Source organism: Streptomyces xinghaiensis S187, assembly GCF_000220705.2.
Classification (GTDB): Bacteria; Actinomycetota; Actinomycetes; order Streptomycetales; family Streptomycetaceae; genus Streptomyces; species Streptomyces xinghaiensis.
The window spans coordinates 1571436-1597408 of the sequence record NZ_CP023202.1 but is presented as its reverse complement, the minus strand read 5'-3'; the positions used below and the strand labels follow the sequence as shown (position 1 = coordinate 1597408).

General features: G+C 68.8%; 23 protein-coding genes and 2 pseudogenes. 10 read left to right on the top strand and 15 right to left on the bottom strand.

Annotated features, from left to right (window positions below; translation table 11 throughout):
* Positions 1-160: 160 nt before the first annotated feature.
* Positions 161-3250, top strand: a complete 3090-nt coding sequence (locus SXIN_RS06750; RefSeq protein ID WP_019711129.1) for a glycoside hydrolase family 18 protein — start codon at positions 161-163, stop codon at positions 3248-3250.
* Positions 3251-3540: 290 nt separating this feature from the next.
* On the opposite strand, the gene SXIN_RS06745 is transcribed toward SXIN_RS06750, so the two are convergent.
* The 7 genes from SXIN_RS06745 to SXIN_RS06715 form a co-directional block, all read right to left on the bottom strand.
* Positions 3541-4443 (bottom strand): hypothetical protein, encoded by a 903-nt coding sequence (locus SXIN_RS06745; RefSeq protein WP_019711128.1) that lies wholly within the window; start codon positions 4441-4443, stop codon positions 3541-3543.
* A gap of 113 nt (positions 4444-4556) precedes the next feature.
* Positions 4557-5102: a P-loop nucleotide/nucleoside kinase family protein gene (locus SXIN_RS06740; RefSeq protein ID WP_019711127.1), complete on the bottom strand. Its 546-nt coding sequence runs from the start codon at positions 5100-5102 to the stop codon at positions 4557-4559.
* A gap of 39 nt (positions 5103-5141) precedes the next feature.
* The gene (locus tag SXIN_RS06735; RefSeq protein ID WP_192883560.1) at positions 5142-5837 is read right to left on the bottom strand and encodes a hypothetical protein; all 696 of its coding nucleotides are present in this window, start codon (positions 5835-5837) and stop codon (positions 5142-5144) included.
* Between the two features lie 56 nt (positions 5838-5893).
* A complete protein-coding gene (locus SXIN_RS06730) occupies positions 5894-8239 on the bottom strand; it encodes a hypothetical protein (protein WP_019711125.1) in 2346 nt (781 codons plus the stop codon).
* Positions 8240-8258: 19 nt separating this feature from the next.
* Positions 8259-8684 (bottom strand): hypothetical protein, encoded by a 426-nt coding sequence (locus SXIN_RS06725; RefSeq protein WP_019711124.1) that lies wholly within the window; start codon positions 8682-8684, stop codon positions 8259-8261.
* A gap of 368 nt (positions 8685-9052) precedes the next feature.
* Positions 9053-10372 carry a glucuronoarabinoxylan endo-1,4-beta-xylanase XynC gene (xynC, locus tag SXIN_RS06720; protein WP_039823591.1) on the bottom strand — a complete coding sequence of 440 codons (1320 nt, stop codon included), beginning with the start codon at positions 10370-10372 and terminating at the stop codon, positions 9053-9055.
* A 496-nt stretch (positions 10373-10868) separates the two neighbouring features.
* Positions 10869-11864, bottom strand: coding sequence for a hypothetical protein (locus SXIN_RS06715; RefSeq protein ID WP_019711122.1), 996 nt, complete (start codon positions 11862-11864; stop codon positions 10869-10871).
* 261 nt (positions 11865-12125) lie between these two features.
* Here SXIN_RS06715 and SXIN_RS06710 point away from each other — a divergent pair, with 261 nt between their 5' ends.
* The 4 genes from SXIN_RS06710 (at position 12126) to SXIN_RS06695 (ending at position 15936) form a co-directional block, all read left to right on the top strand.
* A complete protein-coding gene (locus tag SXIN_RS06710) occupies positions 12126-13025 on the top strand; it encodes a helix-turn-helix domain-containing protein (RefSeq protein ID WP_039823595.1) in 900 nt (299 codons plus the stop codon).
* A gap of 112 nt (positions 13026-13137) precedes the next feature.
* The gene (locus SXIN_RS06705) at positions 13138-13368 is read left to right on the top strand and encodes a hypothetical protein (protein ID WP_019711120.1); all 231 of its coding nucleotides are present in this window, start codon (positions 13138-13140) and stop codon (positions 13366-13368) included.
* Between the two features lie 40 nt (positions 13369-13408).
* The gene (locus SXIN_RS06700) at positions 13409-14308 is read left to right on the top strand and encodes an MBL fold metallo-hydrolase (protein ID WP_019711119.1); all 900 of its coding nucleotides are present in this window, start codon (positions 13409-13411) and stop codon (positions 14306-14308) included.
* 89 nt (positions 14309-14397) lie between these two features.
* On the top strand, positions 14398-15936 hold the full coding sequence (locus tag SXIN_RS06695; RefSeq protein WP_019711118.1) for a carboxylesterase/lipase family protein: 1539 nt from the start codon (positions 14398-14400) through the stop codon (positions 15934-15936).
* Between the two features lie 120 nt (positions 15937-16056).
* On the opposite strand, the gene SXIN_RS06690 is transcribed toward SXIN_RS06695, so the two are convergent.
* Positions 16057-16305 (bottom strand): hypothetical protein, encoded by a 249-nt coding sequence (locus SXIN_RS06690; RefSeq protein ID WP_238153697.1) that lies wholly within the window; start codon positions 16303-16305, stop codon positions 16057-16059.
* 292 nt (positions 16306-16597) lie between these two features.
* On the opposite strand from SXIN_RS06690, the gene SXIN_RS06685 reads away from it, so the two are divergent.
* From SXIN_RS06685 to SXIN_RS06675, 4 genes are all read left to right on the top strand, one after another.
* The gene (locus tag SXIN_RS06685) at positions 16598-17008 is read left to right on the top strand and encodes a hypothetical protein (RefSeq protein WP_050931088.1); all 411 of its coding nucleotides are present in this window, start codon (positions 16598-16600) and stop codon (positions 17006-17008) included.
* 75 nt (positions 17009-17083) lie between these two features.
* Positions 17084-17380, top strand: coding sequence for a hypothetical protein (locus SXIN_RS32020; RefSeq protein WP_238153696.1), 297 nt, complete (start codon positions 17084-17086; stop codon positions 17378-17380).
* Entirely contained in the window at positions 17377-19326 is a 1950-nt protein-coding gene (locus SXIN_RS06680; RefSeq protein WP_238153695.1) for a hypothetical protein, read from the top strand. The genes SXIN_RS32020 and SXIN_RS06680 overlap by 4 nt, the downstream gene beginning before the upstream one ends.
* A 43-nt stretch (positions 19327-19369) precedes the next feature.
* Positions 19370-20470 carry a hypothetical protein gene (locus SXIN_RS06675; RefSeq protein ID WP_095756730.1) on the top strand — a complete coding sequence of 367 codons (1101 nt, stop codon included), beginning with the start codon at positions 19370-19372 and terminating at the stop codon, positions 20468-20470.
* Positions 20471-20608: 138 nt separating this feature from the next.
* Here SXIN_RS06675 and SXIN_RS06670 read toward each other — a convergent pair whose 3' ends face one another.
* From SXIN_RS06670 to SXIN_RS06660, 3 genes and pseudogenes are all read right to left on the bottom strand, one after another.
* Positions 20609-20803, bottom strand: a complete 195-nt coding sequence (locus SXIN_RS06670; RefSeq protein ID WP_039823586.1) for an antitoxin — start codon at positions 20801-20803, stop codon at positions 20609-20611.
* 165 nt (positions 20804-20968) lie between these two features.
* A complete protein-coding gene (locus tag SXIN_RS06665; RefSeq protein WP_019711112.1) occupies positions 20969-21184 on the bottom strand; it encodes a DUF397 domain-containing protein in 216 nt (71 codons plus the stop codon).
* Positions 21181-21762: pseudogene (locus SXIN_RS06660) on the bottom strand (DUF5753 domain-containing protein); the annotation flags it as partial. The gene SXIN_RS06665 and the pseudogene SXIN_RS06660, both read right to left, overlap by 4 nt.
* A 159-nt stretch (positions 21763-21921) precedes the next feature.
* Between SXIN_RS06660 and SXIN_RS06655 the strand changes: the two are divergent.
* A complete protein-coding gene (locus tag SXIN_RS06655) occupies positions 21922-23142 on the top strand; it encodes an RNA-guided endonuclease InsQ/TnpB family protein (protein ID WP_039823593.1) in 1221 nt (406 codons plus the stop codon).
* Between the two features lie 42 nt (positions 23143-23184).
* Here SXIN_RS06655 and SXIN_RS06650 read toward each other — a convergent pair.
* The 4 genes and pseudogenes from SXIN_RS06650 to SXIN_RS06635 all read right to left on the bottom strand — a co-directional run.
* A pseudogene (locus SXIN_RS06650) lies at positions 23185-23484 on the bottom strand (helix-turn-helix domain-containing protein); the annotation flags it as partial.
* 274 nt (positions 23485-23758) lie between these two features.
* Positions 23759-24136 (bottom strand): DUF1330 domain-containing protein, encoded by a 378-nt coding sequence (locus tag SXIN_RS06645; protein ID WP_019711109.1) that lies wholly within the window; start codon positions 24134-24136, stop codon positions 23759-23761.
* A gap of 212 nt (positions 24137-24348) precedes the next feature.
* Positions 24349-24801, bottom strand: a complete 453-nt coding sequence (locus SXIN_RS06640) for a YbhB/YbcL family Raf kinase inhibitor-like protein (RefSeq protein WP_019711108.1) — start codon at positions 24799-24801, stop codon at positions 24349-24351.
* Positions 24802-25516: 715 nt separating this feature from the next.
* Positions 25517-25966, bottom strand: a complete 450-nt coding sequence (locus tag SXIN_RS06635; protein ID WP_019706642.1) for a DUF5980 family protein — start codon at positions 25964-25966, stop codon at positions 25517-25519.
* Between the last annotated feature and the right edge of the window lie 7 nt (positions 25967-25973).

The window sequence follows — 25973 nt, the reverse complement described above, 5'->3', positions numbered from 1 at the left end:
TCTGCTTGACTGGCCGTGGCCGCGCGAATGCTTCCGGGGGGAACGGGACGGAAGCGGTGGCCACCGGCCCGGCGCCGGACTCAGCGCCGGATCAGCCCCGTTGAGCGGGTGCGCTTCCTCCACAGCACAGTGGTTTCCACAGCAGGGGAGTGGGTTTTCAGTGGGTGTTTCGTCGGATTACCCTGACGTTCCCGAATGGGTCGCGAAACCCGAGGGTTATCAGGCAGGAGCCGTCACCAAGTACAAGGGCAACATCTTCCGTGCCGCCTTCTGGGCCGCGGAGCCGGGGGTGGGCGACGCCAACACGAATGGCTGGCGGTTCTTCGACGAACTGTACGACCAGACCTCGAACACGCCGGCCCAGCAGTCGAAAGTCATCGCCTACATCCCGACGTGGCGCACAGCGGAGGGATTCGACTACGGCAATGGCGAGATGTATCAGTACATCACGCACGGCATCATCGCGTTCCTGACGTTCAGCGAGACCAACCCCGGCGAGTTCGACCCCACGTCGGTCAGGGACATCAAGACCATCCTCCCGGACGTGGTCATCGCCGCGCATCTGGCCAACACCAAGATCATGGTCGCGCTGGGCGGGGCGAACGACTACGCCTTCCTGGACCTGATGACGGCGGTCGGCAACGATCCGGCCGCCCCGCAGCTCGAACAGGCCGTGCGCAAGGTGGTGGACTTCGTCACCGCCAACGGCCTGGACGGCGTCGACCTCGATCTGGAGTGCTGGTGGGGCAGGCCCGGCGAGCCGGACCAGGGCGGCCGGACGAAGAGCGACGGGCCGCATCCGGCAGGGCGGGGTCTGACGCTGTTCGCCCGGAGACTGAAGCAGGTCATGCCCGACAAGATCGTGTCGGCGGCCGTCTTCGGCACCTCGTGGTACGGGAACAACTACGATCCCGAGGTCGCGGACCACCTCGACTGGCTCGGGGTCATGACCTATGACTTCACCGGTTCGTGGGACCGGTCTCCGGTGGGCCCGCACTCCGCCCTGCTCAAGATCCGCAGCGAGGACACCTCGGACATTCGCGAGTCGGATGTCTACCAGGAGACGTACCTTCCCGAACAGCATGGCAGCTGGCCGGGCCCCAGAACGGGCGGCAGTTCCACGGAAGCGGACAACATCGAGAACAATCCGGTCCTGTCCGTCGAGGACTCCCTCTGGTACTGGACGAACCCCCTCTTCGTGAACCATCAGGGGGCGGGACAGCAGGTGGCCCGCGACAAGATCGCGGCAGGGGTGCCGGTCTACGGCTATGACTTCTCCGCGGCCAAGGACCCGGACGATCTGACCGGGGAGGTTCCCCCGGGCTACAAGGTGCTGCGGTACAAGGACCTTCTGGCCGAGTTCCCGGACGCCCACCGAGCCGGGAACGCGAACATCAAGGTGCCCGGAAGCACCCCCCGGCCCGCCCTCAACGAACCCCTGCCTCCGGGCGACTACCCGTACGCCCACAACATCTACTTCGAGACCCCGGACACCGCCGTCACCAAGCTCGACTTCCTCCAGAACGTGGGAGCCCAGGGCGTCATCATCTGGGAACTCTCCAATGACGTCTGGGACAACAGCAAGAGCATCATCAAGGCCCTCTACCGCGCCGCCGGCCATCCCGAGCCCGAGCCCATCACCGAGCCACCGACCGTGGTGGCCAGCCACTGCCTGTGGGACTCCGTCGGGTTCCTGGGCTTCTCGACCGACGCCCTTCAGTTCCAGGACGACGACATCATCCGCCCCGGTGTGCGGCAGTTCTCGGCCCGGCTGTGGAACATCCCCGACGGGGCGGACTGGGTGGACGTGGCCCAGCGCTCTCCGGCGGTGATCAGGAGGCAGTACTTCAACCGGCCGACCCGCATCGTCGACAAGGGCGCTCTGGGACTCTGGGGGGAGTTCGACGTCCTCGAATCGGTCGATGCCCCGGCCTGGTACTGGGGCCACATGGAAGCGGAGGAGGGCGGCCCGTCCGGGTACACGCGGTACCGGTCACGCCTGTGGGGCCTCTCCCTCAGTGACGACTGGAAAGCCGGCGCGAGGAAGACCCCGGCGCTCATCGAAGGCCAGTACTTCGACCAGCCGACGGAGATCGACGACCAGGGAATCGGCGGCCTCTACGGCCTCTTCGACGTCAGCAACGAGCCGCGCACCGTGCCGGCGCTGGTGTCGCAGGCCCTGGGGCCCAACGACTGCTCCTACTGCCTGATCGGCACCATACCTTCGCAGGGCGACAACGTGGAGATGGTGAACCTGACGGCCCCGATGCTCGTCAGGGAGGGCACGCCGTACCTCTACTCGGCGGTCATGCGGGACGACGACTCGGTGGAATTCCCCGAGGGGGTCGTCATGACCCTCCAGGACCCCGGCGGGACCACCTACGACCACGAGGTACAGGACGACGGCACCTTCGTCATGATGGCCGGTTCCTCGGTCCGGTGCCTGATCATCAAGGACCCCCAACCGGGCACCTGGACCATGCACATGAGCGCGCCGGCCGGTACCGGCTTCCGCTGCGAATGCAACACCGTGCCGAGCGAGGACGTCTTCGACACCATGGTGGAGACCTGGCAGAAGCTCGGCGGGACGCAGGGCATCGCGCCCCGGGACATCAGCGGCGGCCAGGTCGCGGCCTTCCTGGCCGTGGCGGCGATCACCCTCATGGTGCCCTTCCCGCTCAACCTGGCCACCAGAGGCCTGATCCTGGCCGTCACCGGAGTCGGCTGGCTGGGCTTCTCGAACTCGGGTGCCAAGGACGCCGTGTCACGGAACATGGCGGAAGCCGCGGGAATCCTGTCCAAGGTGATGAAGGACCTCCAGGAGGAAGGCTTCTCCGCACTGCGGAAGTATGTCTACCTGGTCGGAAAGAACATCTCCTCCGAGGAGTACCAGGTGATTCTCCGGTACCCCGGGAATCTCTTCCACTGGCTCGGGGTGCACCGCAGGGTGTTCCAGGTCGTCGAGCACATGACGGACGCGGAGGAGCAGAACGCCGTACGCCATGTGTACTGGCAGTGCCTGCTCAAGAAGCGGCTGGGCGAGGAGTTCGCCGTCGCGATGGGCGACGCGCACGAACTCGGCCGCCCGGGGTCCGAGGCGGACAACAGGGCGGACGAGATCAACAACATCATCGGTCTCCGGCTCGCGGACGAAGTGGAGTCCGAGGAGGACTGCCTGAAACGCGCCCGCGAGATGTGGGCGGCTGGAGAACTGGCCACGCGCGTGGACCTGGAGGGCGACCCGACCTGATTCCGGCGCCACCGTTCGAGGGCCGGCCGGTCCTGGGGGACCAGGACCGGCCGGCACTCCTCGGCGAGCCCTACCGCCAGGTCGGCGACTTGGGGGCGCCACAGCCGAGTGGCCGGTCGGCACATGTCCACGATCTCCCGCAGCACGAAGCCGGCCATCTCCGGGTCACGGTCCAGTGGGTCGGGCCATCGCGGACGCACCTCGTCCACCTGCGGTGTCTTCCCGCACGCGTCATCAGTGCCCGTGCTCCACCACCGTCCGGTGCCACCCAGCGGACGCCGAGCGGCGGATCACCGCCAACTCGGGGACGGCCCGTGCGGTGGCTTGTAGGGGACGGGGCGGCCGGTGTGGGCGTCGAGCAGGACGCGGTCGCCCACGGGCCGGTCCGGTTTCACCGTCACCTGCTGCCTCTTGGCCTGCTTGGTGCAGTTTCCGGTGTACTCGGGGCTCTTGACGAAAGCCGACAGGACCACGCTGCCGCGTGTTTCCAGGACGTCCACCACGGGGCCGTCGTCGCAGGCTCCGTGCAGCGCGACCACGGTCACGGATCGCCCGTCGCCGGAGACCTCGACCAGCCGTTGGAGCGGATAACCGGGGACGCCGTCGGCCCGCCGGATCGGCGGCCGGGGGAGTTCCGACGGGAGGACGGCGGCCTGCTCGAGGGGAGAGCCGTACCCCTTCAGGCGGAACCGCCAGGCCGGTACCACCGCCGGCCCGCGGCTGGTGGCCACGCTCATCTCCCCGAGCTGCGCCCTCGTCACCGTCAGGTGCGGCTGTCCGCCGGCGCGACCGCGCGACAGGGTCTTGTACGCCTCCTCCGCCCCCACCAGCGGCCGGTCGAGCGAACCGCCCTTCGCCCAGGCCACCCGGCCCTCCTTGGGTGAAGTAGCGGGCAACTTCCCGTCCAGGACGAAGCGGTGGTCCCGGAACGCCTGCTCGTCAGCCGTGCTCCGCGGGCCGCCCCGCGGCAGCCGGATCACGTCGCCCATGGGGTGGAAGCCGGCACGCCAGGCGGTGGCGGCCTCCGACCCGTCCCAGGCCGCGGCGACCCGCCGGGCACGCTGCGCCCGCGCCTCCGCGTCACCGTCCTCGGCCCCCTTTCCGCTGCCACAACCGGAGACGGCCCCGAGGCCGGCGGCGGTCACGGCAAGCGCGGCGAGCAGGCTGACAGAGGGCGCTGTCCGGACACGCATGTGACCTCCCGGGCGAACGGAGCGGCAGGCTGCCCGGTCCTCTGACGCGGCTGGGCGGAAGCAGGTTTCACCGGCTGCGGCAGCCGGGAGGACCGCGTTGAGGTGGCGTTGTTCTATCGGCCCGGGGCCGCGCCGATATGTGTCAGCGCTTGGCCGGCCAGCTCCCGCGGGGGCAGTTCGCCGTCCAGGAACACGGTGTTGTCGGGCAGGACATCGACCGCGGCCGTGCACGGTCCGATCCTGTCCTTGCACCAGCGCCGGACGCGCTCGTCCTGCTCGGGATCGTGGGGGGTGAAACTCCGGCCGTCGATCCGCTTCTCCAGGATCTCGCGGGAAACCTGGAGGAAGAAGTGGTGGACGGTGATGCCCGCGCCGTTCAATACGCCGAAGATCTCACCGGCATACTGCGGGTTGACCAGGGTCATGGGCACCAGAACGGGGCGGCGGTACTCCTCGACGAGGCCCACCGCCAGGTCCGCGACCTGGCGTCGCCACAGCCGCAGATCCTGGAAGTCGCCGGTCGGCACCTCCACGATCTCCCGCAGTACGTAACCGACCATCTCCGGGTCGTAGACCAGCGCCTCGGGCCAACGCCGGCGCAACTCGTCCACCAACGTGCTCTTCCCGCTGCCGAACGCACCGTTCACCCAGACGAGCAAGACAATCCCCCCACCTATCGCCGGGCCCGCGCGTTCCGTCTACGCCGGAGTCAGGGACGGCTTGGCCTTCAGCCCGCCGTTGTCCTCGCAGCCCAGTTCCTTCGCCATGGCCAGGGAGAAGGAGTGGGCGACGGTGGCGTAGGCGTCCTTCAGCGCCTGCAGTTCCTCCGCGTCGCCCTCGGGCTCGACGGGCTTGCCTCCGGGCTCGACGGTGATGGTGATGTGCCGGCGCATGGGGCCGGTCAGTTCATGCCCGTCGTGGCAGGCGAAGGTGACGAACGCGACGTCCGGTGCGGTGCCGGCCTGTTCGCCCATCGGCAGCAGGGTGAACCTCCCGGCGGAGATGTCCTCCGGCGCACTGCCGGTCAGGTGCCAGCTGACCCGCAGTTCCTTGAACGGAGCGTCGGTGGGCGGGTAGATCCAGCAGATGTCCCCGATCCCGCGCACGGAGGAATTGTCCGTGCGGCCCAGCTCACGCGCGGCGGCCGCGACCGTGGTCTTCTCGTCGGATGGCTCGAACCGTGCCGAGCCCATGATCACTTGGAGAGATTCACCCGCCTCCGTGGACACGGCCTTGCCGCCGCAGAGGCGTTCGGCCGCCACGGAGGTGTCGGGCTCCTTCCCGCCGCTCCCGTCGTCCCCTCCGCTGCAGCCCGCCACGGTGAGTGCCAGGGAGCCGGCCACGGCCGCACAGAGGAGCCCTCGCGTCCCTCGACGACTGGTCACGGTCACCATCAACATCCTTCTGCGTCGTCGGCATCGTCCGCCCCCGCCTCGGCCCGTCCCCGGACTCAGTCCGTCTCCGGGTCGTTGCCTTGCTGGTCCTCGCGTTCGTTGCCCGTCGAGTAGCCGAGCCTCATCGATTCCTTGAGGTCCTGGATGAGTACCTTGTCGGGCTCCACGTCGATGCTCCGAAGGAAGCCCTCCATCGGGGCTTCGGCCATGCTCTCACCCGCGGAGTAGATCTTGCGCTTCTCGATCCGGGTGAGCTCCTCCACCTTCTCCTTGTGCTCGTCCACCGAGTTGTCGGAGACGTCGCCGACCACCTGGCTGATGCCCTGTTCCAGGGCACCGCTCGCGGTGTCCGTCGCCAGCGGGATGAGGACCGCCGCCGTGCCCACGGCTGCGGTCGCGGGCAGGAAGGCGACGCCTGCCGCCACAGCCGCCGTTGCCCCGAACTCGACCCAGCCGGCGCGCTTGGCGACCGCCTTCTCGTACTCCTCGTGCGTCTTGAGGTTCGTGGCCTCGACCTGGTCGGCGCGTGACTGGTCGAGCATGCCCTGCACCTCGGCGCCCACGTGCACGGTCGACCGCGCCGCGCCCTCGTCGATCCCGCCCGGGCCGACCTGCGTCTCCAGCACGCTGCGGGTGTAGACCTGCTCCGCGGTCGAGAGCGTCGCGTAGGCGTCCGGATACTGGCCGAGGGTGCTGAGGAAGCTCCGGGCGACGCTGCGCCCGTTCCCGTCGTCGGTGTCCGAGAAGTCGAGGCGCCCTTCCGGGTTCCTGCCCGGCGCGAAGACACTGTTCTGGTCGTTCTTGTCCAGGGCCCAGTTGATGTCGTCGATGTATCCGGCGCCCATGGTTCCCAGGCTGTCGGCCATGGCTTCCTGTTTCTTGAGCAGGCCCGGGTCCGATCCGTACTTCTCCATGACCTGCTGCATGACCGCGGCGTTGTCCGCGTCCCGGGTCACGCTCCCGTCCGGATGCCCGGCCGGATAGCCGAGAGTCGCGGCCTCCAGGGCCTTGCCGAGGGCGTCCGGCATGTGGTTGAGCGAGCCCTCGAGCTCCTTCTGGTCGAGCGAGTTGACGTCGCCGAAGCTTTCCCACTCCTCCGTGCCGAAGAAGTCGAGATAGTTGTCGACCGGCTCGCCGTCGGCCTTTCCGAGGTCGGCCGTCGCGCCCTGGTTGACCGTGCCGTCTTCGTTGTACGCGGTCGGCGGGTCGGTGAAGAAGCGCTTCGCCGCGTCCGGGCTGTTGCCGAGAGCCTCCAGCATGGCCGTCGCCGGGTCGTAGCCCGCGCCGTTGACCCCCGAGGGGTTGAACGGGTTCTTGTAGGGGCTGTTCACCATCTTGGTGTCGGCGAACAGATACGGGTCCTTCTGGTGGAGCTGCGCCACGTGTTCGGCGATCGGGTTGAGGAACTTCGCGTCGTAGTTCCCGTACCGCATGATGCCGCCCAGCAACTGGTATCCGAACGGCCCGTTGCTGTCGTACTTGGCCAGGGGAATGCGTTCCGTGCCGAGCTTGCGCAGCTCCGGGCCCCACTCGGCGGTGAAGGCCTTGTCCTGGGAGGCGTTGGCCAGGTTCAGCCCCAGGTTCCGCTGGAGCTCCTGGACGTCGGCGAGCCGCTCCTTGTCGACCTTGCCGTACTCGTAGGTGTCCGTGGAGAGCTGGCCGAAGAAGGCGAGGGCCTTCTCGGGGCCGAGCTTCTCGTAGAAGGTCTTCGAGAACTCCACCGACCCGGCGTTGTCCTTCAGCAGCTCGTTGAGCTCCTGGAGTTCGGCGTGCGTGATGTCGCGTCCCTTGGCGGCCAGGTTGACGGCCCGTGCGGCCTCCTCCTGGTCCATCTTCGTGTACGTCGGGGCGCTGAAGTCCTTGCGGTCGGCGACGTTGGCCTCCAGGGAGTTCTTGAAGGACACGTCGGTCTCGTTGCATTTCTCGACGATGCGGTCGATCTTCGCCTGCCAGGCGGCGACGTTCTTCTTCTCCTGCTGCACGAGCAGGGGGTAGTCGGGATTGTTGTTGCGGTGCTCCGGGGGCAGGTCGGCCACCGGGCGCCGCGCGGTGACCTTGCCCTTCTCGTCCACGTGGACGTCGGCCGCCGGCCCTTCGTGGTCCCTGATGTTCGTCAGGTCGTCCTTGGCCTTCTTGATGGCCGCGTGAGCTTCCTCGAGGATCAGCTTCACGCCCTTGGCCTCGGCGGCGGCGTCCTTGAACTCCTTGGCCGTCTTGGCGACGAACGCCTTGGTGACGCCCGCGTTGACGCCCTCCCACACGGCCTTGTCGGCCTTGGCCTTCATACCGTCCGCTGCGTCGTCCGCCAGCCGGTCCAGATCGCCCGCCATCTTGGCCCAGGCGTCGACCGCGGCCTTCAGCTTCCCCACCGGTGCGTGGACGACGTCCTCGTACTTCAGCATCCCGTTGCTCCCCCGGCCGCTACTTCAGATATTCCGTGAGCTTGGAGACCGGGGCCATGGCACCCTCGACCCTCACATCGTCCTTGGAATGGACGGCCTTCGTGAAGTCCAGGTGGTTCGCGATCTGCCCACAGGCGTCGAGCAACGTCTTCAGATGAATGCTCCAGCGGTCGTGCACCTTGAGCAGCGCGGAACCGCTGACGAACTCGCCATTGGTCAGCGCGATGGCCGCGTCGAAGGTGGAGGGCCGGGCGTGGTCGCCCTGCTTGGAAAGCCGCCCGCGCAGCTCGTGGGCATCCTCCCCGATACGGTTGAGGTCGGCCCGGGTGACCACCAGATCGGGCGCTCCGCCCCCGCTGCCCTCGTCCGGAACGCTGTTGATCCGCATGGCGCTCCGCTCCGCCGCCGCCGCGCGAAGCTCAGCCCATTCCTCGTCGAACGACATGACTCCCCCGTACTCGCCGGCCGTCCTGTCCGGTGAACGCGGCGGCCTCGGACCTGCTGACCGCCCACCGTATCGGAGACGCACACACCGCCGTCGAGTGCTGCAGTGTCAACTCCCGCCCGCCGCAGCAGTACTCTGCGCCGCAACTCGCATAGGCGCCGGCACACATGGGCCGGTCCTGCGGACTGCGTCATGGGGAGCCCGGTTCACTCGCAAGCCTTGGTTGCCGCCAACGCCATCCGCAACGGGCGGGCCCTCAGCGTCCTGGGCCGATACGGGTCAGCACCGCATCGGCCAGTTCCCGCGAGGTCAACTCGCCGTCCAGGAAGACCGTGTTGCCGGGCAGCCCCGGGCGGCTGAGGTTTCCTTCACCCGGCCACGAAGGTCGTCACGCTTCGAGCGGGGAGCGTGCCCGTGAAGGAGCGGTTCGACATGGTGGTCCCGCCCTGCGGGGCGAGGGTCCTGCCGGCGTCCGTCAGCCAGGACGACACGCTGGACGCGGTGGTGTTCGCCAGGGTGAACGTCTGACTCACCTGCGAGGCCGCCTTGTTGACGGCGACGATGACCACCTTGGAGCCACCGCCCGTGTACGCGGACGTGTAGACGTTCGGCTGGGGGTTCGCGGCCGTATTGATCCGCACATACCCCGGTCGGACGAATTTCGAGAAGTGCGCCATGCAGGCACCGCGCTTGCTGATGCGGCCGTCCTCCCTCATGGGGCCGTAGCTGCGCCGGATGTACCACCACACGTACGCCTGGAACTCGGCGTCCACCAGGGCCCGGTGGACGTGTTCTCCCACGTCGAGCGCCTGGGGCCAGAGGTCCGCCGAATCGCTGCTGTTGGGGTGGTAGACCTCGGTCATCCACAGTTCCTTGCCGGCGCCCCTCTCCCTGAAGAGGGGATAGGGGAAGTTCTGGGGCGGTGTTCCGTAGAGGTGAGCCCCGAGAATGTCCAGGTTGGCGAGTGCCTGGGAGTCGTTGAGGATCGGGTCCGAGAAGCTCTTCACATACTGGAACGACTCCGGGGCGATGACCTTGGTGCCGAGCGAGCCGGCGTTCTCCCGGAGGAACCGGATCATCTCGTTCGGGGTCCACCACGTCCAGTCCTGGGCGTAATCGGGCTCGTTCTGCACCGATATCGCATACAGGTTCACCCCGTTCTCCGCCATGAATCCGGAGAAGTCGTTCAGGTGCTGCGCATAGGCGCCGTACATGTCATGGCGGAGCCGCCTCGCGTTGGTCTGGTTGCCGCGGACGAAGGTCTCGGTCATGTGCGCGGGGGGATTCCACGGCGACGCGATGACGGTCGCCCCGTGCTCGGCCGCGCGCCTCGCCGTCGCCACCTCGCGGCTCCAGTCGGCCCGGTTCTCGTGGACGGGGATTCTCAGCACGGAGAACCCCAGCTGTCCCTCGCCGTTGCCGAACGCCGTGTCCCGCTGGGCGGGTGTCAGGTCGCTGATCCAGACCGTGTGGTTTATGCCGCCGAAGCCCCGGATCGTCTGCCGTGCCGCGGAGGGGTCGACGATCACGTCAGCGGCCGGCGCGGTCGCTGCGGCCGGTGTTTTGGACGCTCCCGCGGCCGGCGGGGCCACCGCGAGGAGCGGAAGGGCGCCCATCGCCGCCAGAACAGACCTCCGGCTCGGAGATTCCGGCCCGCTGGCCGTGGACTCATCCCGGCGTAACGTCATGATTCCTCCTGAACCGATGTATTGGTCTGTGCCGTTCGGGTCCGGTGCGGTCGACGTCATTCCCCGAAACTCCTCACCCCTGTTATGGCGGGGGGCGGGGGTGTGTGACGGTATTGCCCCGAGTGGCTTTCTCTGTCTTGCGCCGCACCCGTCTTGGGAGCGCTCCCGTGGTGCCGTGGTCAGGGAATGTGTCTTCATGGCGGTGGTTGGACGCAGATGTTGCCTCGGTCTGCCTTGCGAAGTACCGGGAAACGCGGGGCCGACTGCCGGACGGCGTCGACGGTTCGATATTGCGAACAGCGCGCGAGATTCCGGATCGCTGGCACGGTAACGACCCAACTCCCGACCGTCAACCCATCCTTGAGCGCTCTGCGCTCGCTACCCCGGGACCGTCGGCACTCCAAGCCCCGGCGTCCGCACGCAGGGAAGGACTGCGAACGAGCACGGCCGAAGGGCGGGGGGCACACCGTTTCGGAAACGTAATCCTCCGGAGCCGCTACCGGGGGAGTCGCAGATCCGTGCAGCCGTGCCGGTCCGCCGACCGCTTGGCGAACTCGGTGAGTGCCGGCAGGCCGAAGGTCTCCTCGCGGGGTTCGTTCTCCTTGTCCATGTGGTACTCCACGCTCGCTTCCGGAGGGATGGACACGGAGAAGTGAGCGCGAGCCGGATCACCGGGGCAGTGGGCGGTCGCCCACATCGAGTACTCCGACCGCCCTGCCTCTCCGTACGCCTCCTGCTTGCGCCGCGCGCGTTCCGCGAAGGGGCCGAAGTCGGCTGCCAGGACGTACGGGGTGTTGAAGGGACCCAACTCGCCGCTGACTTCGCAGCGCTCACTGACCGCCGACGCGCTCGTTGGCGTCTCCGTCACCGTGTCGAACCGCTTGTCGCGGGCGAACGGCAGACCGGCGCACGTGCCTTCGGCCCGTCCGGTGTCCCGTGGACCCGCCGGGGCCGGGAGTCTCGTGACCCGTGTGCCCTTCTCGACAGCGCAGTTCCAGCGGTCGGCGGCCTTGACGACGGTGGCGGTGGCGAACCGCACCCACTCCTCGTCCATACCGAACCAGCCGTCCTCGGGCCGTTCACGATGGCCACCGGAAAAATACGGGGAGATCGTGACGGCGACTGCCGCATCGCCACCCCGGCAGTCGGACACGACCCGGATCGAATGCCCGTTGGTCACTCCCCGCCAGCCGCCCGGCAGGGGAACCGGCAGCCGATCGCCCTTCAACGGCAGCAGCACTCCGTCCAGGTTCAGGGTGCGGAGGTCGTCCCGGGTCACGCGGACGACCGTCACGTCCGTGAGCCCGAGCATGCAACGGTGCGCTTCAGGCCCGTACCGTTGGTCCAACCGCAGGTCGGTCTCGTGCCACAACCCGTCGTACAGCTCGCTCCGCTCATGGGCGAGAAGGCCGCCGCAGTACGTCTTCATCGCCTTCTCGAAACGCCAGCGGGCCGCCGTTCCGCTCTCGCGCCACCAGATCCAGGACGCCACCAGGGACAGGGCGACAACCGCCGCCGTTCACGACATCCACCGCACCGTTCCGGCCCGCGCCACATCGCCCCCGTTGGCTCGTTTGTCGTGCCCCTGCCCGTCAAGTGACGCTATCAAGACGGGGTTTCACCATGCCGACGCCGAACCGGCTCCAACCCGGCAACAGCCCGGAGGGCGCGTATGGGGGCGCGACCGGACCCCGCCGATCCCCACCCCGGCAGGGTGAGGCACATCCCGGCGGCGGTGCGCATACTCGGCAGCATGAACAAGCACGGGCACCTCGCCGAGTTCCTCCAGGCACGCCGAAGCCAACTGCGCCCCGACGACGTCGGGTTGCAGACGTACGGCGAGCGGCGCCGGGTGCCGGGGCTGCGGCGCGAGGAACTGGCGATGCTCGCGGGCATCAGCGCGCCCTACTACGCCCGCCTGGAGCAGGGCCAGTCACGGAACGCCTCGCGCGAGGTGCTCGACGCCATAGCGGGCGCCCTGCGCCTGGACGAATCGGAGCGTGCCCATCTGCACGACCTCGCCCGCGCACCGAAACGCAGCAGAGCGGCGGCCCGGCCGCGGGCCGAGCGCATCACCCCGGCGACCAAGGCCCTGCTGGCAGCCATCGAGGGCACACCCGCCATCGTCCTGGGCCGTCGCAGCGATGTCCTGGCCTGGAACGGCCAAGGGCACGCGCTGTTCGCCGGGCATCTCGATCCGGACAGCCCCGACAGACCGGCCCGGCGGCCGAACATGGCCAGGCTGGTGTTCCTCGACGCGCACACCCGCGAGCTGTACGCCGACTGGCCCGCCAAGGCCAGGGCCGTGGTCGGCCATCTGCGCCTGACAGCCGGCCGGTACCCGGACGATCCCCTCCTGACCGGGCTCATCGGCGAACTGACCATGCGCAGCCCGGAGTTCGCCACGATGTGGGCCGATCACCGGGTCCGTATCTGCGATGCCGCCGACTTCGAGATGCGCCACCCCCTCGTCGGGGCACTGACCGTCACCCAGCAGACACTGCAGAGCCCGCAGGGCAACGGTCCGTCCCTGGTGGTGGCCACGGCCGCCCCCGGCTCCCCCTCCGCGGAAGCCCTCGCTCTGCTCGCCCACGGCACCGCACCGCCGGAAGCGGCCCGGCCGCGCCGGGACGCCGAACCCCGCACCGCCTGACCTGCACCGCCTGACCTGCACCGACTGACCCACACCGCCTGACGCGAGCCACTTCTCCCGGTACGCCTCCAGACCACGGCGCCGCACCGCGGCTGCCGCCTGCCCGAAAACCGTGAAGGAACCCGGCCGCGGCAAAGAGGTCCTCGCCGGCCTCAACGCCCCCGGCAAGAGCGTGCGCATCCGGCCCCACAGCACCACCACCACGGTCCCGGACACCGGCGACGGACCGCGGAACCCCACCTCCGTCGCGCTGCGCGGCAAGGACGTGTACGTGCTCAGCGCCGCCCGCACCACCGCGACCGATCCCAGCCTGCCGCGTGTCCGCCTGAGCGGCCACCGGTGAGACCCGTCCACGACACGATACGAACACAGGAGCACACACCATGAGTGACATGACGCTCGGCGCCGTCGAGGTGACCCGGGTCGAGGAGCTGCACGGCCCGGTCGGCATGACCCCGGACGTGTTCTTCCCGGGCTCGCCGAAGGAGGACTGGGACGAACACCGGTCCGTGCTCGTCCCGGACTTCCTCAACGACGAGACCGGGATCTGCGAGGTCGCCGTGCAGACGTGGGTGCTGCGCAGCGAGGGCAAAACCATCCTGGTCGACACCGGGGTCGGCAACCACAAGGAACGCCCCTACGCACCGGTCTGGGGCCACCTGGAGCTCGACTTCCTCGGCAACCTCGAGCGGGCAGGTGTGCGCCCCGACGATGTCGACATCGTCGTCAACACCCACCTGCACGTCGACCACGTCGGCTGGAACACCCGCCTGGAGGACCGGACCTGGGTGCCCACCTTCCGCAACGCCACGTACCTGATGCCCAGGGCCGACTTCGAGTTCTGGAACCCGGCCAACAACCCGAAGATCGCCGGCGGGGTCAATCAGAACGTCTTCGAGGACAGCGTCGCGCCGGTACACGCCGCCGGCCAGGTCCTGCTCTGGGAATCCGGTCACGAGATCGACGCCAATCTGGGTCTTCAGGCCACACCGGGCCACACGCCGGGATCGAGCGTCGTCATGCTGGCCTCCGGCTCCGAGCGCGCGGTCTTCGTCGGCGACCTGATGCACTCCCCCTTCCAAGTCATGCGGCCGGAGCACAACAGCTGCTTCTGCGAGGACGCACCGGCGGCCCGCAGTGCCCGGCAGGAGATCCTCGGCTGGGCCGCCGACAGCAACGCGCTCGTCCTGCCCGCCCACTTCGCCGGACACGGCGCGCTGGAGGTGGAACGCAGCTGCGGCTCGTTCGGCATCAAGCGGTGGGCCCCGTTCGACCGGCTCTGACCTCTCGACGGCCCACCACCACGGCCAGGTGCCCTGGTGGCGGGCCACACAGCAGCAGACACGGCAGAGGCAAGCGGAAAGGCACCACTGTGAACCACGCGAAGCCCCACCACCCCCACCCGGACCCCGACCCCGTCGTGACCACCGCGCAGGGGGCGGTCCGCGGCCTGCGCCTGGACAGCGCCATCGCCTTCCTGAACATCCCTTACGCCGCCCCTCCTCTCGGCGCCGGCCGCTTCGCGCCGCCGCAGCCGCATGCGTCCTGGGACGGCGTACGAGACGCCACCGTGCCCGGGCCCAACGCGCCGCAGTCCGAGCGCAAGCTCGGCGGTGTCGACATGTCCCCCTACTTCGGCGCCGGTTGGAGCCGCGGGGAGGACTTCCTCACCGTCAACGTCTGGACACCCGAAGCCGCGGGCGGCCACAGCGGCAACCGCGGCCACGGGCACCGGCCCGTCATGGTCTTCGTCCACGGCGGCGGGTTCGTCGCCGGATCGACGCAGTCCGCGCTGTACGACGGCTCCGGCTTCGCCCGCGACGGTGTCGTCCTCGTCACCCTGAACTACCGCCTCGGCATCGCCGGGTTCCTCGACATCCCCGGGGCACCCGCCAACCGCGGCCTGCTCGATGTCGTCGCCGCGCTGCGCTGGGTCCGGGACAACATCGCCGCCTTCGGCGGTGATCCGCGCAACGTCACCCTCTTCGGCCAGTCGGCCGGGGCCACCATCGTCTGCGGCGTCCTCGCCACCCCCGAGGCCACGGGCCTCTTCCACCGGGCGATCGTCCAGAGCGGCAGCGGCCTGGGGGCGTTCACGGCCGAACAGGCCGCCCGCGTCACCCGGGCGGCGGCCGGGGTCCTGGGCATCGAGCCCCACGCCGACGCCTTCGCGGGCATCTCCGACGAGCGTCTGGTCGAGGCGGCCAGCCGGCTCGCGGGCATCGACCTGCGGACCGAGACGCACCGCGACCCCCTGATCGGGCTCAGCCCCTTCAGTCTCGTCCTCGGCACACAGCCCGCCGAATCCGTCGCCGCCGGCCTCGGTGCCGACGTCGACCTGCTCATCGGGACCAACACCGAGGAGGGAAACCTCTACCTGGCCCCCGTGGGCGCGTACTCCACCTCGACCGCCGAGGACGTCCACGCGGCGGCGGCCCGCTCGCACCCGGATCCGGCGCGGCTCGTCGAGACGTACCGGAAGGCCCGCCCCGGGGCGTCCTTCGGCGAACTGCGGTCCGCCATCATGGGCGACGCCGCGTTCGGCGCGGGGAGTCGGGCGCTGGCCGGTGCTCACGCCACCCACCCCCAATCCGCCACCTTCGCCTACGAGTTCGCGTGGCGCTCCCACGCCCTCGACGGAGAGCTCGGCGCCGCCCACGCGGTGGAGCTGCCCTTCGTCTTCGATCTGGCGCATCTTCCGCAGCTGCACGGACCGGGCGGCCTGCTCGGCCCCGACAAGCCCCCCGCGGATCTCGCCGCCCGGGTGCACGAGGCGTGGATCCGGTTCGCGAGGACGGGCAACCCCGGCTGGGACCGGTACGACAGCGAGCGCCGGGCCACGATGCGCATCGACGCGCGGTGGGCCCGGGCCAACGACCCCCGCGGCCGCGAAGGACGGGCCTGGGCCTGACCGACGGCGCAGGCATCGCTCCGCGCAGGCATCGCTCCGCACACCCCGGATGGCCGACTGATTGAACCGGACGGCCGGCACAGCTTCCAGTCACCGCGAAGCCGTTGTCCCGATGAGCGGCTAATCGCGGCCGGTGCCGTCGGCCCTGCCGACAGATGCCCACCAGGCGATCACTCGGGCGGCCATCGCGTCCGGCCGCAGTCCCAGAGGATCGAGACCGAAGTGATGCTCCAGCTCCTGCCGCAGGAATTCCCCGATCTCCGCCTGGTCGGCGCCACCACGGAGGCGCTGGAGCAAAGGGGCGAGCATGCAGTCGTACTCGTCCTGCACCTCATCGGCGACACCAATAGGATCCCACTCATTGAGCAAATGCCGCAGATCGTTCTCGGGTGCGTCGGTTCTGGGTCGCATCGCTCCAGGGTGCCACCCTGGAACCGCCGTGATCACTCGCCCCCACTGTGAATCAAACAGGACCGTCCGAGTGCCTGGGCGCCGACGAGAGCGACCGAACGACTCGCCCCCGCGCGAGCGGACGCAGTCCCGGAGTGGCAAGAGTGTGCTCGGCGCCTTCGGAGCGCACCGCGCGTCGGCGTAAGGACAGTTGATACGTTGACCGGCAAGTCCGGCGCCGATCGCACATCGGCGAGTGGAGGGGGAGAAGATGGCATCTGACACGGGGATGCGCCTCAACGAGTACCCCGCCGACCATGGGGGCGGCTCTGGAGGCGGGCAGCAGGACCTGGTCTCGACACCTGCGGAGAAGAAGGCGGCTGCCAAGGCGATCGAGGACCACATCGAGCCGGAGACCAAGAAGGCCGGCGACTACGCGGACGAGGCGACATCCGGGGTCGTGAAGGCATTCGACGCCAAGGACGGGCACGGCTGGCTCATGTCGTCCTCACTGAAGAAGGCACACAAGACCTGGGGCGAGCAGGTGCGGACGTTGATGAACCGCCTCGGATCCGAGAAGGTCGCGCTGCGCAGCTCCAACACCATTCTCGCGAACACCGACTTCCGCGTGAGTGCAGGTGCGCGGGCGGTGCGTACGCCTTCGGCTCTGGATCAGTACTGAGTCAGCAGCACGCGCTTCGAGCTGCTGCGCAGGAAATTCACGGGGGATGGCGATATGCCGACGTACCACGAGGTCATGACCACAGATCTGGGCACGCTCATCACGGCCGCCGACCGTTGGGATGGCATGGCCAAGGAATTCCGCGACCAGGAAGTCGCCTATCGGCGGGACGTGCACGGTATCTCGCTGGGCGGCGGGTGGCAGGGCTTGAGTGCCTGGGCGGCCAGTGCGCGATTCGATGTCACGCTGCGCGAATACCAGTACGCGCAGAAGGAAGCCAAGGCCATTGCCTCGCTTCTGCGTGATGCGCACACTCAATACACGGACCGAAGTTGGAAACGGCCCGGCGCGAGGCGATCGCGGCCGACATGAAGGTTTCTGATCAGGGCGTGGTCTCGTACGACTACGAGAAGCTGTCCGACGGTGAGAAGGCGGCGCTGCACCATGATCCGGACTACCGGCAGAGCTTCGACAAGGCGGTGACGTCCTGGCAGGACCGTATCGACAACGCGGTCAAGGCTGTCAATGACGCGGACAAGGGCGTGGAGATCGCCTTCCAGCGCGCGGTCCAGGACTCGGACCTCCTCGATGGCACGGCCAACGGCTTCAACGGCAGTGCCAGCGGCGACATCGAGAAATACGAGGCCGATGAGCTCGCCGACATCGCCACGCGCATCGAATCCGGAGATGCGACCCCACGGGACATCCAGGAGGCGCGGCGCGCGTTCCGGGACAACGCGAAGAACACAGAGTTCCATCAGATGTTCCTGAACAATCTTGGAGCCTCGGGCACCATCGAGTTCTCCAACGCACTCAGCGACCTCGGGCACAGCGGGAAGGACAAGGGCCTGTACGCCGGGCTTCAGGGGGACCTCGCCAACTCCCTCGCCGTCGCGACCAAGGACACCGGTTCGGCGTTCTACAAGAAGTTCCGTGCCGACTTGGAGAAGGCCGGCACCCGGACGTTCGACCTCGATGTCGCCGGAGAGAAGCTTCGGGTCGGCCCAGGAGCCGAGCAGCAGGTACGCGGTTACCAGAGCCTGGTGACCCTGATGCAGCAGGGCGACGGCTACTCGGGGCAGTTCCTCAAGGACATGGCGACCGACATCCGGGCCGCCGAGGACGGGAAGCAGGGCGGGAATCCCGACATCTGGGACCTGCGCGGTCAGTTCAGCGGTAAGCGCGACGGCTGGTTCGCCAACGACCCGCTCGACGGCGTCCTGGGCATCATGTCCAAGGACCCCGATACAGCGACCAGTTACCTGGACCCGGGGGTCGGCGGCAAGAACGACAATCTCGAGTATCTGCTCACGGAGCGGGACTGGAACCATGTCGACACCTCGAATTGGAACGGCAAAGTCGAGACCGTCGGCAAGGACACCTTCGACAAGGACGTGCGCACCGGTCTTGGACTTGCCCTGGCGGCCGGTGCCACCGGCAATGTCCCCGGTGGCGAAGGCGAGGAACTGGGTCGGCACACCGCCGCGCAGGTGCGTGTTCTGCACGACGCCGTCAACCTCATCGACTACGGCCACCCGGACGGCAAGTTCGGCGAGAACGCTGAGCACCCGCGGGTCGGCAAGGCCGACGAGGTGCTGGCCCAGGACGACTACGCGGCGCTCCGCGGCCCCCTTTCCCAGGCCCTGGCCGACTACTCGCCGGACGCCGTCGACATCATCAGCGGCGACGCGCCCGGCGGCCGGTCCGGCAAGGCGGACGTCTACGAGCACGGCGACGCATCGCAGATCCAGAACAGCCGCAGCAGTCTGATCCGCATGATGCGCGGCGTCTCCGAGGCCGACGACACCACCAACTTCGAGCGGATCTACCACGCCCAGCAGGGTTATATGTCCGAAGAGTTGATGGGTCAGGACTTCCCGAACGTCACCGCGGCCACCAACGAGGCCCGCAAAGTGGGGGAGGTCACCGGGGCGCTCAACGCGGTGGGCGGCGACGTAAAGATGGATATTCACGACGACAAGATCAGCGATGATACCGACACGCGCTTCTACGGCTACCACGTTGGCGGCGGTCTGGTCACCGGCATCCCCGTCATCGGAGATGCCGCCCAGCGGCTCGTCGATGTCTCGCTCAACAACTGGCTCGCCGGAGTCCAGGCCGAAGAGGGGGCGCTCTCCAAGGAAGAGCTGAGCCGCGGCAACGACATTGCTCAGGACAACCTCGACCGCACTTTCGACGCTTGGGGCGAGGAACGCCGCATGGCTCCGGAGACCACGGAAGCAGCTGCCGGGGAGGCACGGCAGAGTTACGTCGACGGCCGGCAGATAGCGTACGAAGCCCTGCGCTCCCGCACCTGATGACTGCATCCGCCATTGCTGTACACCACAAGACAGGGAACCGATGAGCAGCACACAGACATCCAGGACGCGGAGGAAGAAGCCGGTATGGATCGCGGCGGGCGTCCTGGTCGCGGTCGCCGCAGTCACCTCCTCCTACCTCTGGTGGAACACAGACGTCCTCGGATCGGGGTCGTTCTGCGACGGGAGGCTGGAGAGCGGTGATGTGCGATCTGCTCTGGACTCCACCGGCAGGGTCTCCCAGGTACGTGCTCAAGTCGACTCCAGCAGGGCGGAATTCGCATGCACCGTCGAGCGCACCAGTCGCTTCGCCGGAGGCGAAGGCCAGCGGATAACCGTCAAAACGCACAGTGAAGAGGGGGCGTTCCCCTTTACGACCGCCGTTTGGAAGAAGCCTGCCTCTCGCTCCTACTTCAAGGACAGGATGACGGGTGCGGTCTCATCGACCCGTGGATATGTCGTTCTGCCCGAGTCGTGCTGGGACAAGGTAGGTGGGATCCAGGGCAGCCGGGTCGTCTTCTCCGGCGATGCTCCGGTAGCGACCGTTGAAGCCGTCGTCGAAAAGGGTTCAGCGGATCGTGCGGGCCTGGCCCGGCTTCTGACGCACTCGGCTCGGCAGGTTGCCGAGAAGGCCGGCTGTGCAGCACCGGCTGGCACGGACGTGCCCGCTCTCGCCGCGCCGGACTCTCCGCGCGCGACGGATGTGCGGAATGCCTGTGGTCTGCCGGGGTTCTCGCTGCCCGAGGAAGCCGTGCCGGCCGGTCGTGCCGAGCCGGACCGCGAGGTGGTGAACGACGCAAGCGCCCACACCTGGGCCTGTGACATGCATCTGGCAGGCCCGGACAAGGCGCATCTGTCCTTCGCCGTGACGACAGACGACTCCTTCGTCGAGGCGGCTCCCAAAGGGAAAACCTTCCGGACGCTTCCCGACGGCAAGGGAGTCGCTACCACCGACGAGGCCGTCCTGAAGTGCAAGGACAACAACGTTTACTTCACCGTACGCGGTAGCTTCGAGTATGACCGGGCCCTTAAGGGTGCCGACGTCACCCCGACCGCCTATGTGCGTGTCCTGAAGGGCACATTTCAGAACTTCCTCGACGCAGCGGCCGACACCTACTCCTGCCCGCGGGTCGACTTGCTCTAATGGGGGAGGAGGGACCGGAGCGATCTCATGGTGACTGCCCACTGCGTCTCCTCCTGGCCGGGGGACAAGGTAAAGGCGCGGTAGAGCATCGCCGGCCCCCGGCGCGTGAACACCGGGGGCCGGGCTGCGGCGCCGGGGCTACCGTTCCTTCGGCTCGTCGCTTCCGTAGGAGCGGCGGGCCGCGTCGGCGGCCTTGTCGGTCTGGGCGTCGTACTTGTCGCCCGTCCGCTCATCGATCATGCGCTCGGACCTCTCGACGCCCTTGTCGGCCTGGTCCGGGTGGCCCTTCGCCGCCTGCTTGGCCTTCTTTGCCATATCGCCCAGTTTCCCCATGGGACACCTCCCGGGGTCTCGCGTACGTCGTGCCAGACCTTCGGGTACCCGCCGGACCTCGTATCTCACCTCCGAGTTTCCGCAGGTGGCGCGAGCCGCCGAACGGGGAGAGCCCTGCCGGTCCGCAGAGGACCGGCAGGGCTCTCGGGTGCGGACGGACGGCCGTCAGGCGCCCCGCTCCGATGAGGCCAGCCCAATGAAGCCCGTCCACGCCCCACGCGAGACGCGGATGACGGGGCCGGCCGTGTCCTTGGAGTCCCGGATGTGGACAACTCCCTTAGCGGGGGCGATCTCTACACACTGACCACCCTCGGCTCCGCTGTAGCTGCTCTTGAACCACGCAAGGTCGGAGGCGACGACCGAGGACTTGGAGTCGTTCATAGCGATCTCAGCAACCTTTCCAGGAAGTCGAGCGACTCTCGCGGCGTGAGAGCCTGTGATCGGATGATCCCATAGCGTGCCGCCGCGAGAGTTGTCTGTTCCGGGTCGGTCTGCAGAGCGCTCGCCCCCTGGGCCTCGGTGTACAGGAACCTCTTCCCGTCTTTCCGGGTGATCACCGTGAAGGCGCCGTCCACGCCCGCGTTGTCCTCGCGCTCGGTCGGCATGACCTGAATTTCGACGTTGCGCCTCTCGCCGGTCAGAAGGAGATGCTCCAGCTGCCCTCGGTGCACGGTCTGCCCACCCCAGGGGTGCCGCACAGTCGACTCTTCGAGGACGAAGCTCAGCAGGGGCGCCGGCCGACGGTCGAAGATGTCTTGCCGAGCGAGCCGTGCGGCCACGCGCTGGTCGATCGTCTCCTGATCCAGGGGCGGGCGCCGCATGGCGAGCACGGCCCGCATGTACTCCTCGGTCTGCAGCAGACCGTTGAGGACGTGCGTGTCATAGGCAAGCAGTTCGATTGCCGCCTTCTCCAGCGCCGCCATCCCCTGGAAGAACACCGGGAACTGCGCACGCTCCATCAGACCTTCTTTCGAGGGGACCACCGGCTTCAGCCGGTGGGGGAATCGAATCCTTGGGCCGGAGCCGCGCAGCGGCGGAGCACGCTGCGTTGTCAGTAAGGGCCGGTAGCGTGAGACACCGGCGTTGGTCGGGGGAAACTGCGGGGAGGTGGGGTGGGTGTGAGGCGGGCGTATCGGTTTCTGCTGCGTCCCACGGTCCAACAGGAGCGGGCGCTGGTGGAGATGTTGCGGGATCACTGTTCCCTGTACAACGGGGCGTTGCTGGAGCGTCGTGATGCCTACCGGCACAGTTCCCGGACCTCGGTGCGGTATGGGGATCAGTCGGCGCAGTTGAGGGAGATCCGGGCGTTCGATCCGGAGCGTCAGGGGCGGTGGTCCTTCTCCTCCCAGCAGGCGACCCTGCGCCGTCTGGACCGGGCGTTCCAGGCGTTCTTCCGGCGGGTGAGGGCCGGTGGCACGCCCGGGTATCCGCGGTTCAAGGGGGTGGGGCATTTCGACACCGTCACGTTCCCGAGGGACGGGGACGGCTGCCGGTGGGACTCCACCCCCCACGACACCCAGACCCGCGTGCGGCTGCAGGGGGTCGGGCATGTCCGCGTTCACCGGCACCGGCCGGTGCGGGGCCGGGTGAAGACGGTCAGTGTGAAGCGGGAGGGCCGGCGCTGGTACGCGGTCCTGGCCTGTGACGAGGTGCCCGCCGAGCCGCTGCCTCCGACCGGCAGCCGGGTGGGTATCGACCTGGGCACGGTCCACTTCCTCACCGACTCCAGCGGCCACCACGTCGCCAACCCCAGGTTCCTGCAGGTCTCGGCCGAGGAACTGGCCGCAGCGCAGCAGCACCTGGCGACGTTCCCCCAGCGCACGCGGCGTCGTACGAAGAAGCATCGTGCCGCGGCCCGCAAGGTCGCGCGCCTGCACGCGAAGATCCGGCGCCGGCGTCTGGATCACCACCACAAAGCCGCACTCGATCTCGTGCGCGAGCATGATGCGATCGGGCACGAGCGGCTGAACACCGCGGGCATGACCAAAGCGCCCGCACCCCGGCCCGACCCCGAACACGACGGTGCGTTCCTGGCGAACGGTGCCGCGGCGAAGGCCGGGCTGAACCGCAGCATTCTCGACGTGGGGTGGGGGCAGTTCCTGCGGATCCTGGCGGACAAGGCTGAAAGCGCCGGCCGCCGCGTGATCCCGGTGGACGCCCGCAACACTTCCCGCACCTGCCCACCCGCAATCGGCGGATGCGGGCACGTGGCGAAGGAGAACCGCGTCACCCAGGCGAAGTTCGCGTGCGTCAACTGCGGCCTGGTCGCGAACGCCGACCACGTCGGCGCACTCAACGTCCAACACAGGGCCGGGCTGGTCCTCTGCGCCGGTGCCTAGCCACCGACACAGGAAGCCCGCGACTTCAGTCGCGGGTGGAGTCACCTGCTCCTTCCACACGGACAGGAGCCCGCCCGCTTGCAGCACCTCGTCCGCCCGGTCGATCGTCCGGGGTGACGGAATCCTCCGGCCCTGCTCGAAGGACGCGACGCTGGAGGCCGTGTAGCCCAACTGCTGTCCGAATTCCGCGCGTTCCATGCCGCTCCGCAGTCGCAGCATCTTCATGCTCCGCCCGAATGCGTTGATCACGCCCTGGCCGGACCTGTCTGCCGGCCGCGCGGCCGTGCCGTCGTCGTTGTCCCAGCCGTCCCCGACATTCACCGGTGCCTCGTCGATCGCCATCCCCGTTCCCCGCCTTCGTGTCCGTACGCCAGTCGCGCCAGTTGGCTGTTCTGCCTTCCTGGCTCAACGCGGGCGTCGGGGCGCCGTCACGCCGCTCGCCGCGTACCCGTATCGGCGTCGCGCGTACAGACGGCCATTGACGGCGGTCACCGGGTTGCGCTGTGACTGATCGCGTTGCGCGGGTAGCCGGGCCACACGCTCCGCTCAACGGCCACGAGCACATGCCGGGCAGGGCTGGAGGGATCGGCGGAGGAAAGCTCGGGTCTGCGGGCTGTCAGTCCGCCCGGCGGCCCGTCCACGGGACGGTCGGCTGGAGTACGGCCTCGGTCAGGGCCCGGCTGCGCAGGTCCGTGACCTGCTGGTACTCCGGGTCGGCGACCATGCGGCTGAAGACTTCGCGGCTGGGGTAGCGGACCAGCAGGACCGCGTCCCACGCCTGGCCCTCCTCGGCGACCAGCGGCGTGGTGCCGTCGCCGGCGTAGAGCAGTTCGGCTCCGTAGCGTTCCAGGAACTTCTGCGTCCGCCGGGCGTACTCGGCGTACGAGGAGCGGCCGTCCTCGGTGAACCGCAGCAGGTTGAGCATGACGACGGGGCCGCCCGGGTCCTCCGCCACCATCCGTGCGAGGTCGGCTCCCGAGGGATCGATTGCCATCCGGCTTCCCCTTCTCGTCGTTTCGTCGGGGGTGGTTCCCGCCGCCGGAGCGGCGCGGGAAACCGCCCGCGCTTCCGCGGTGTCCTGGCGCCGCAGCAGCTTAACCGGATATGCCGATCCTAGATACCGCCCGGTCGGTTTCAAGGGGCGGATGGATTCTGTTCGGAGGTGCGTGGCGCCGCCGGGTTCCCCACGTACGGGGGCCGCCCGGCTCAGCGCTCGTACAGCCCGTACAGCGTGCCGCTCGCGAGCTGCCGGTCGTCCACCGCGGAGTGGACTTCGCCGGTGGTCGCGCCGTCGCGCAGGGAGACCGGGCCGGGGAGGGCGTAGAGACGGAAGAAGTAGCGGTGGGCCCGGTCGCCGGGCGGCGGGTACGGGCCTCCCCAGCCCCGGTCCCCGAATCCGTTCGTCAGGGGCGTGCCGCCCGGGGGCGTCTGCCCGGCCTCCACGCCGCCGGAGGCCGGGTCGATGCCGGTGACCAGCCAGTGGAGGAACGTGCCCCTCGGCGCGTCCGGGTCCTCGCAGAGCAGGAGGAGTTCCGCCGCCTCCTGCGGCACCCCGGACCAGCTCAGCGGGGGAGAGAGGTTGTCGCCGTCCCGGGCGTACGTGCGCGGGATGAAGGACTCGCCGCTGAAGGCGGTACTGCGGAGTTCGATATCGGCCATGCGGCGGCGAGTACCCGTCTGCGGGTCGGATGTGCACGGAACATGCCATGTGTCCGCCCTGTGCCGCTTCGGGTGCGGCCGGGGGCGGGCCGGAACAGACTGGAACGGGTGGGCCCCTCGGGCCCGGGCCGTTACGGCCCCCTACGACACGGCGAGAGGGCGAGCATGAAGAAGAACGAGGAGCGCAAGGCGGCGTACCTGCGGGAGAGCGGGCGCAAGGACGTCACCCCGCGCCAGAGGCGGCGCCTGAAGAAGAAGGCCGGGCAGGGCAAGGAGTGAGCGCCGGTCCCGAGGCCGATCCGTACCCCGGCCGCCGTAGCGACCGGGGCCGAGCCGGAGCCCCCGCGCGGGCCCGTTGTCCCAAGCCGGACCCGCGCGGAGAACCGGGTGGCGCGGAGCCGCCGCGCCCCGTTCCCGGAACGAGGCGGCTGCGCGCCAAGGCTGCTGACGCCGTACGGACGGCGGTGGCCCCGGACCTCCCCGGGCGGCCACCGCCGGTCCTGGACCTCAGCTTGGACGGAGCGGAGGGCCCTTGCAACGGATGTGGCCGCTGGGAAGCCTGAGCCAAGCGCCACATAACCGGCCCTTAACGACCGGCTGCCGGGCGGGCCCTCCTCGCGCCGGGACCGCCCCGCCGGCCCTCTTCGCGCCCGGGACCGGGCGGACCGTGCGCCGCGGCCCTGAGCGGCCGGATGGCCGGGTGGCCGGGTGGCCGTTACCCGGGGCAGCGGTCCCGGTAGGCGAGCAGCAGCGGGTCGGTCTCGGTCCGCTTGCCGTCGGTGGCCCAGATCTCGGCGGTGTAGTCACCGACCGGGGCCGGTGCGAGCTCCATCCAGACGAAGGAGTTGACCGTCAGAGCGTTGCGGTCGTCGGTGTCCCGGAAGTTCGAACCGGGGGCGATGGTCTCGTTGTACGGGCTGGAGGAGCCGGGAGGCAGGTCGCGCACCCCGGTCGTGATCGGGCTCGACCAGCTTCCGGCCACCGGGGAGAAGGCGTAGGTGAGGGACCATCCGGACTGCGCGTCGACGCATATCCGCTGCTGGTCGGCTTCCAGCGTCCATGTCGGCGCCGAGGCGGAAGCCGGGGCGCCGCTGACGAGCGTCAGCGCGAGAGCCGAGAAGAGGCCGAGGGATAACCCGATTCCGCGAGGGCTTGTCTTCTTCATCGATACC

Coding starts and splice junctions, on each gene's coding strand:
- SXIN_RS06745 (WP_019711128.1), bottom strand. CDS start 4,443: ATGCGTGTCCGGACAGCGCCCTCTGTCAGCCTGCTCGCCGCGCTTGCC.
- SXIN_RS06735 (WP_192883560.1), bottom strand. CDS start 5,837: ATGGTGACCGTGACCAGTCGTCGAGGGACGCGAGGGCTCCTCTGTGCG.
- SXIN_RS06730 (WP_019711125.1), bottom strand. CDS start 8,239: ATGCTGAAGTACGAGGACGTCGTCCACGCACCGGTGGGGAAGCTGAAG.
- SXIN_RS06725 (WP_019711124.1), bottom strand. CDS start 8,684: ATGTCGTTCGACGAGGAATGGGCTGAGCTTCGCGCGGCGGCGGCGGAG.
- xynC (WP_039823591.1), bottom strand. CDS start 10,372: ATGACGTTACGCCGGGATGAGTCCACGGCCAGCGGGCCGGAATCTCCG.
- SXIN_RS06710 (WP_039823595.1), top strand. CDS start 12,126: ATGAACAAGCACGGGCACCTCGCCGAGTTCCTCCAGGCACGCCGAAGC.
- SXIN_RS06700 (WP_019711119.1), top strand. CDS start 13,409: ATGAGTGACATGACGCTCGGCGCCGTCGAGGTGACCCGGGTCGAGGAG.
- SXIN_RS06685 (WP_050931088.1), top strand. CDS start 16,598: ATGGCATCTGACACGGGGATGCGCCTCAACGAGTACCCCGCCGACCAT.
- SXIN_RS32020 (WP_238153696.1), top strand. CDS start 17,084: ATGACCACAGATCTGGGCACGCTCATCACGGCCGCCGACCGTTGGGAT.
- SXIN_RS06680 (WP_238153695.1), top strand. CDS start 17,377: ATGAAGGTTTCTGATCAGGGCGTGGTCTCGTACGACTACGAGAAGCTG.
- SXIN_RS06675 (WP_095756730.1), top strand. CDS start 19,370: ATGAGCAGCACACAGACATCCAGGACGCGGAGGAAGAAGCCGGTATGG.
- SXIN_RS06670 (WP_039823586.1), bottom strand. CDS start 20,803: ATGGGGAAACTGGGCGATATGGCAAAGAAGGCCAAGCAGGCGGCGAAG.
- SXIN_RS06665 (WP_019711112.1), bottom strand. CDS start 21,184: ATGAACGACTCCAAGTCCTCGGTCGTCGCCTCCGACCTTGCGTGGTTC.
- SXIN_RS06645 (WP_019711109.1), bottom strand. CDS start 24,136: ATGGCAATCGATCCCTCGGGAGCCGACCTCGCACGGATGGTGGCGGAG.
- SXIN_RS06640 (WP_019711108.1), bottom strand. CDS start 24,801: ATGGCCGATATCGAACTCCGCAGTACCGCCTTCAGCGGCGAGTCCTTC.
- SXIN_RS06635 (WP_019706642.1), bottom strand. CDS start 25,966: ATGAAGAAGACAAGCCCTCGCGGAATCGGGTTATCCCTCGGCCTCTTC.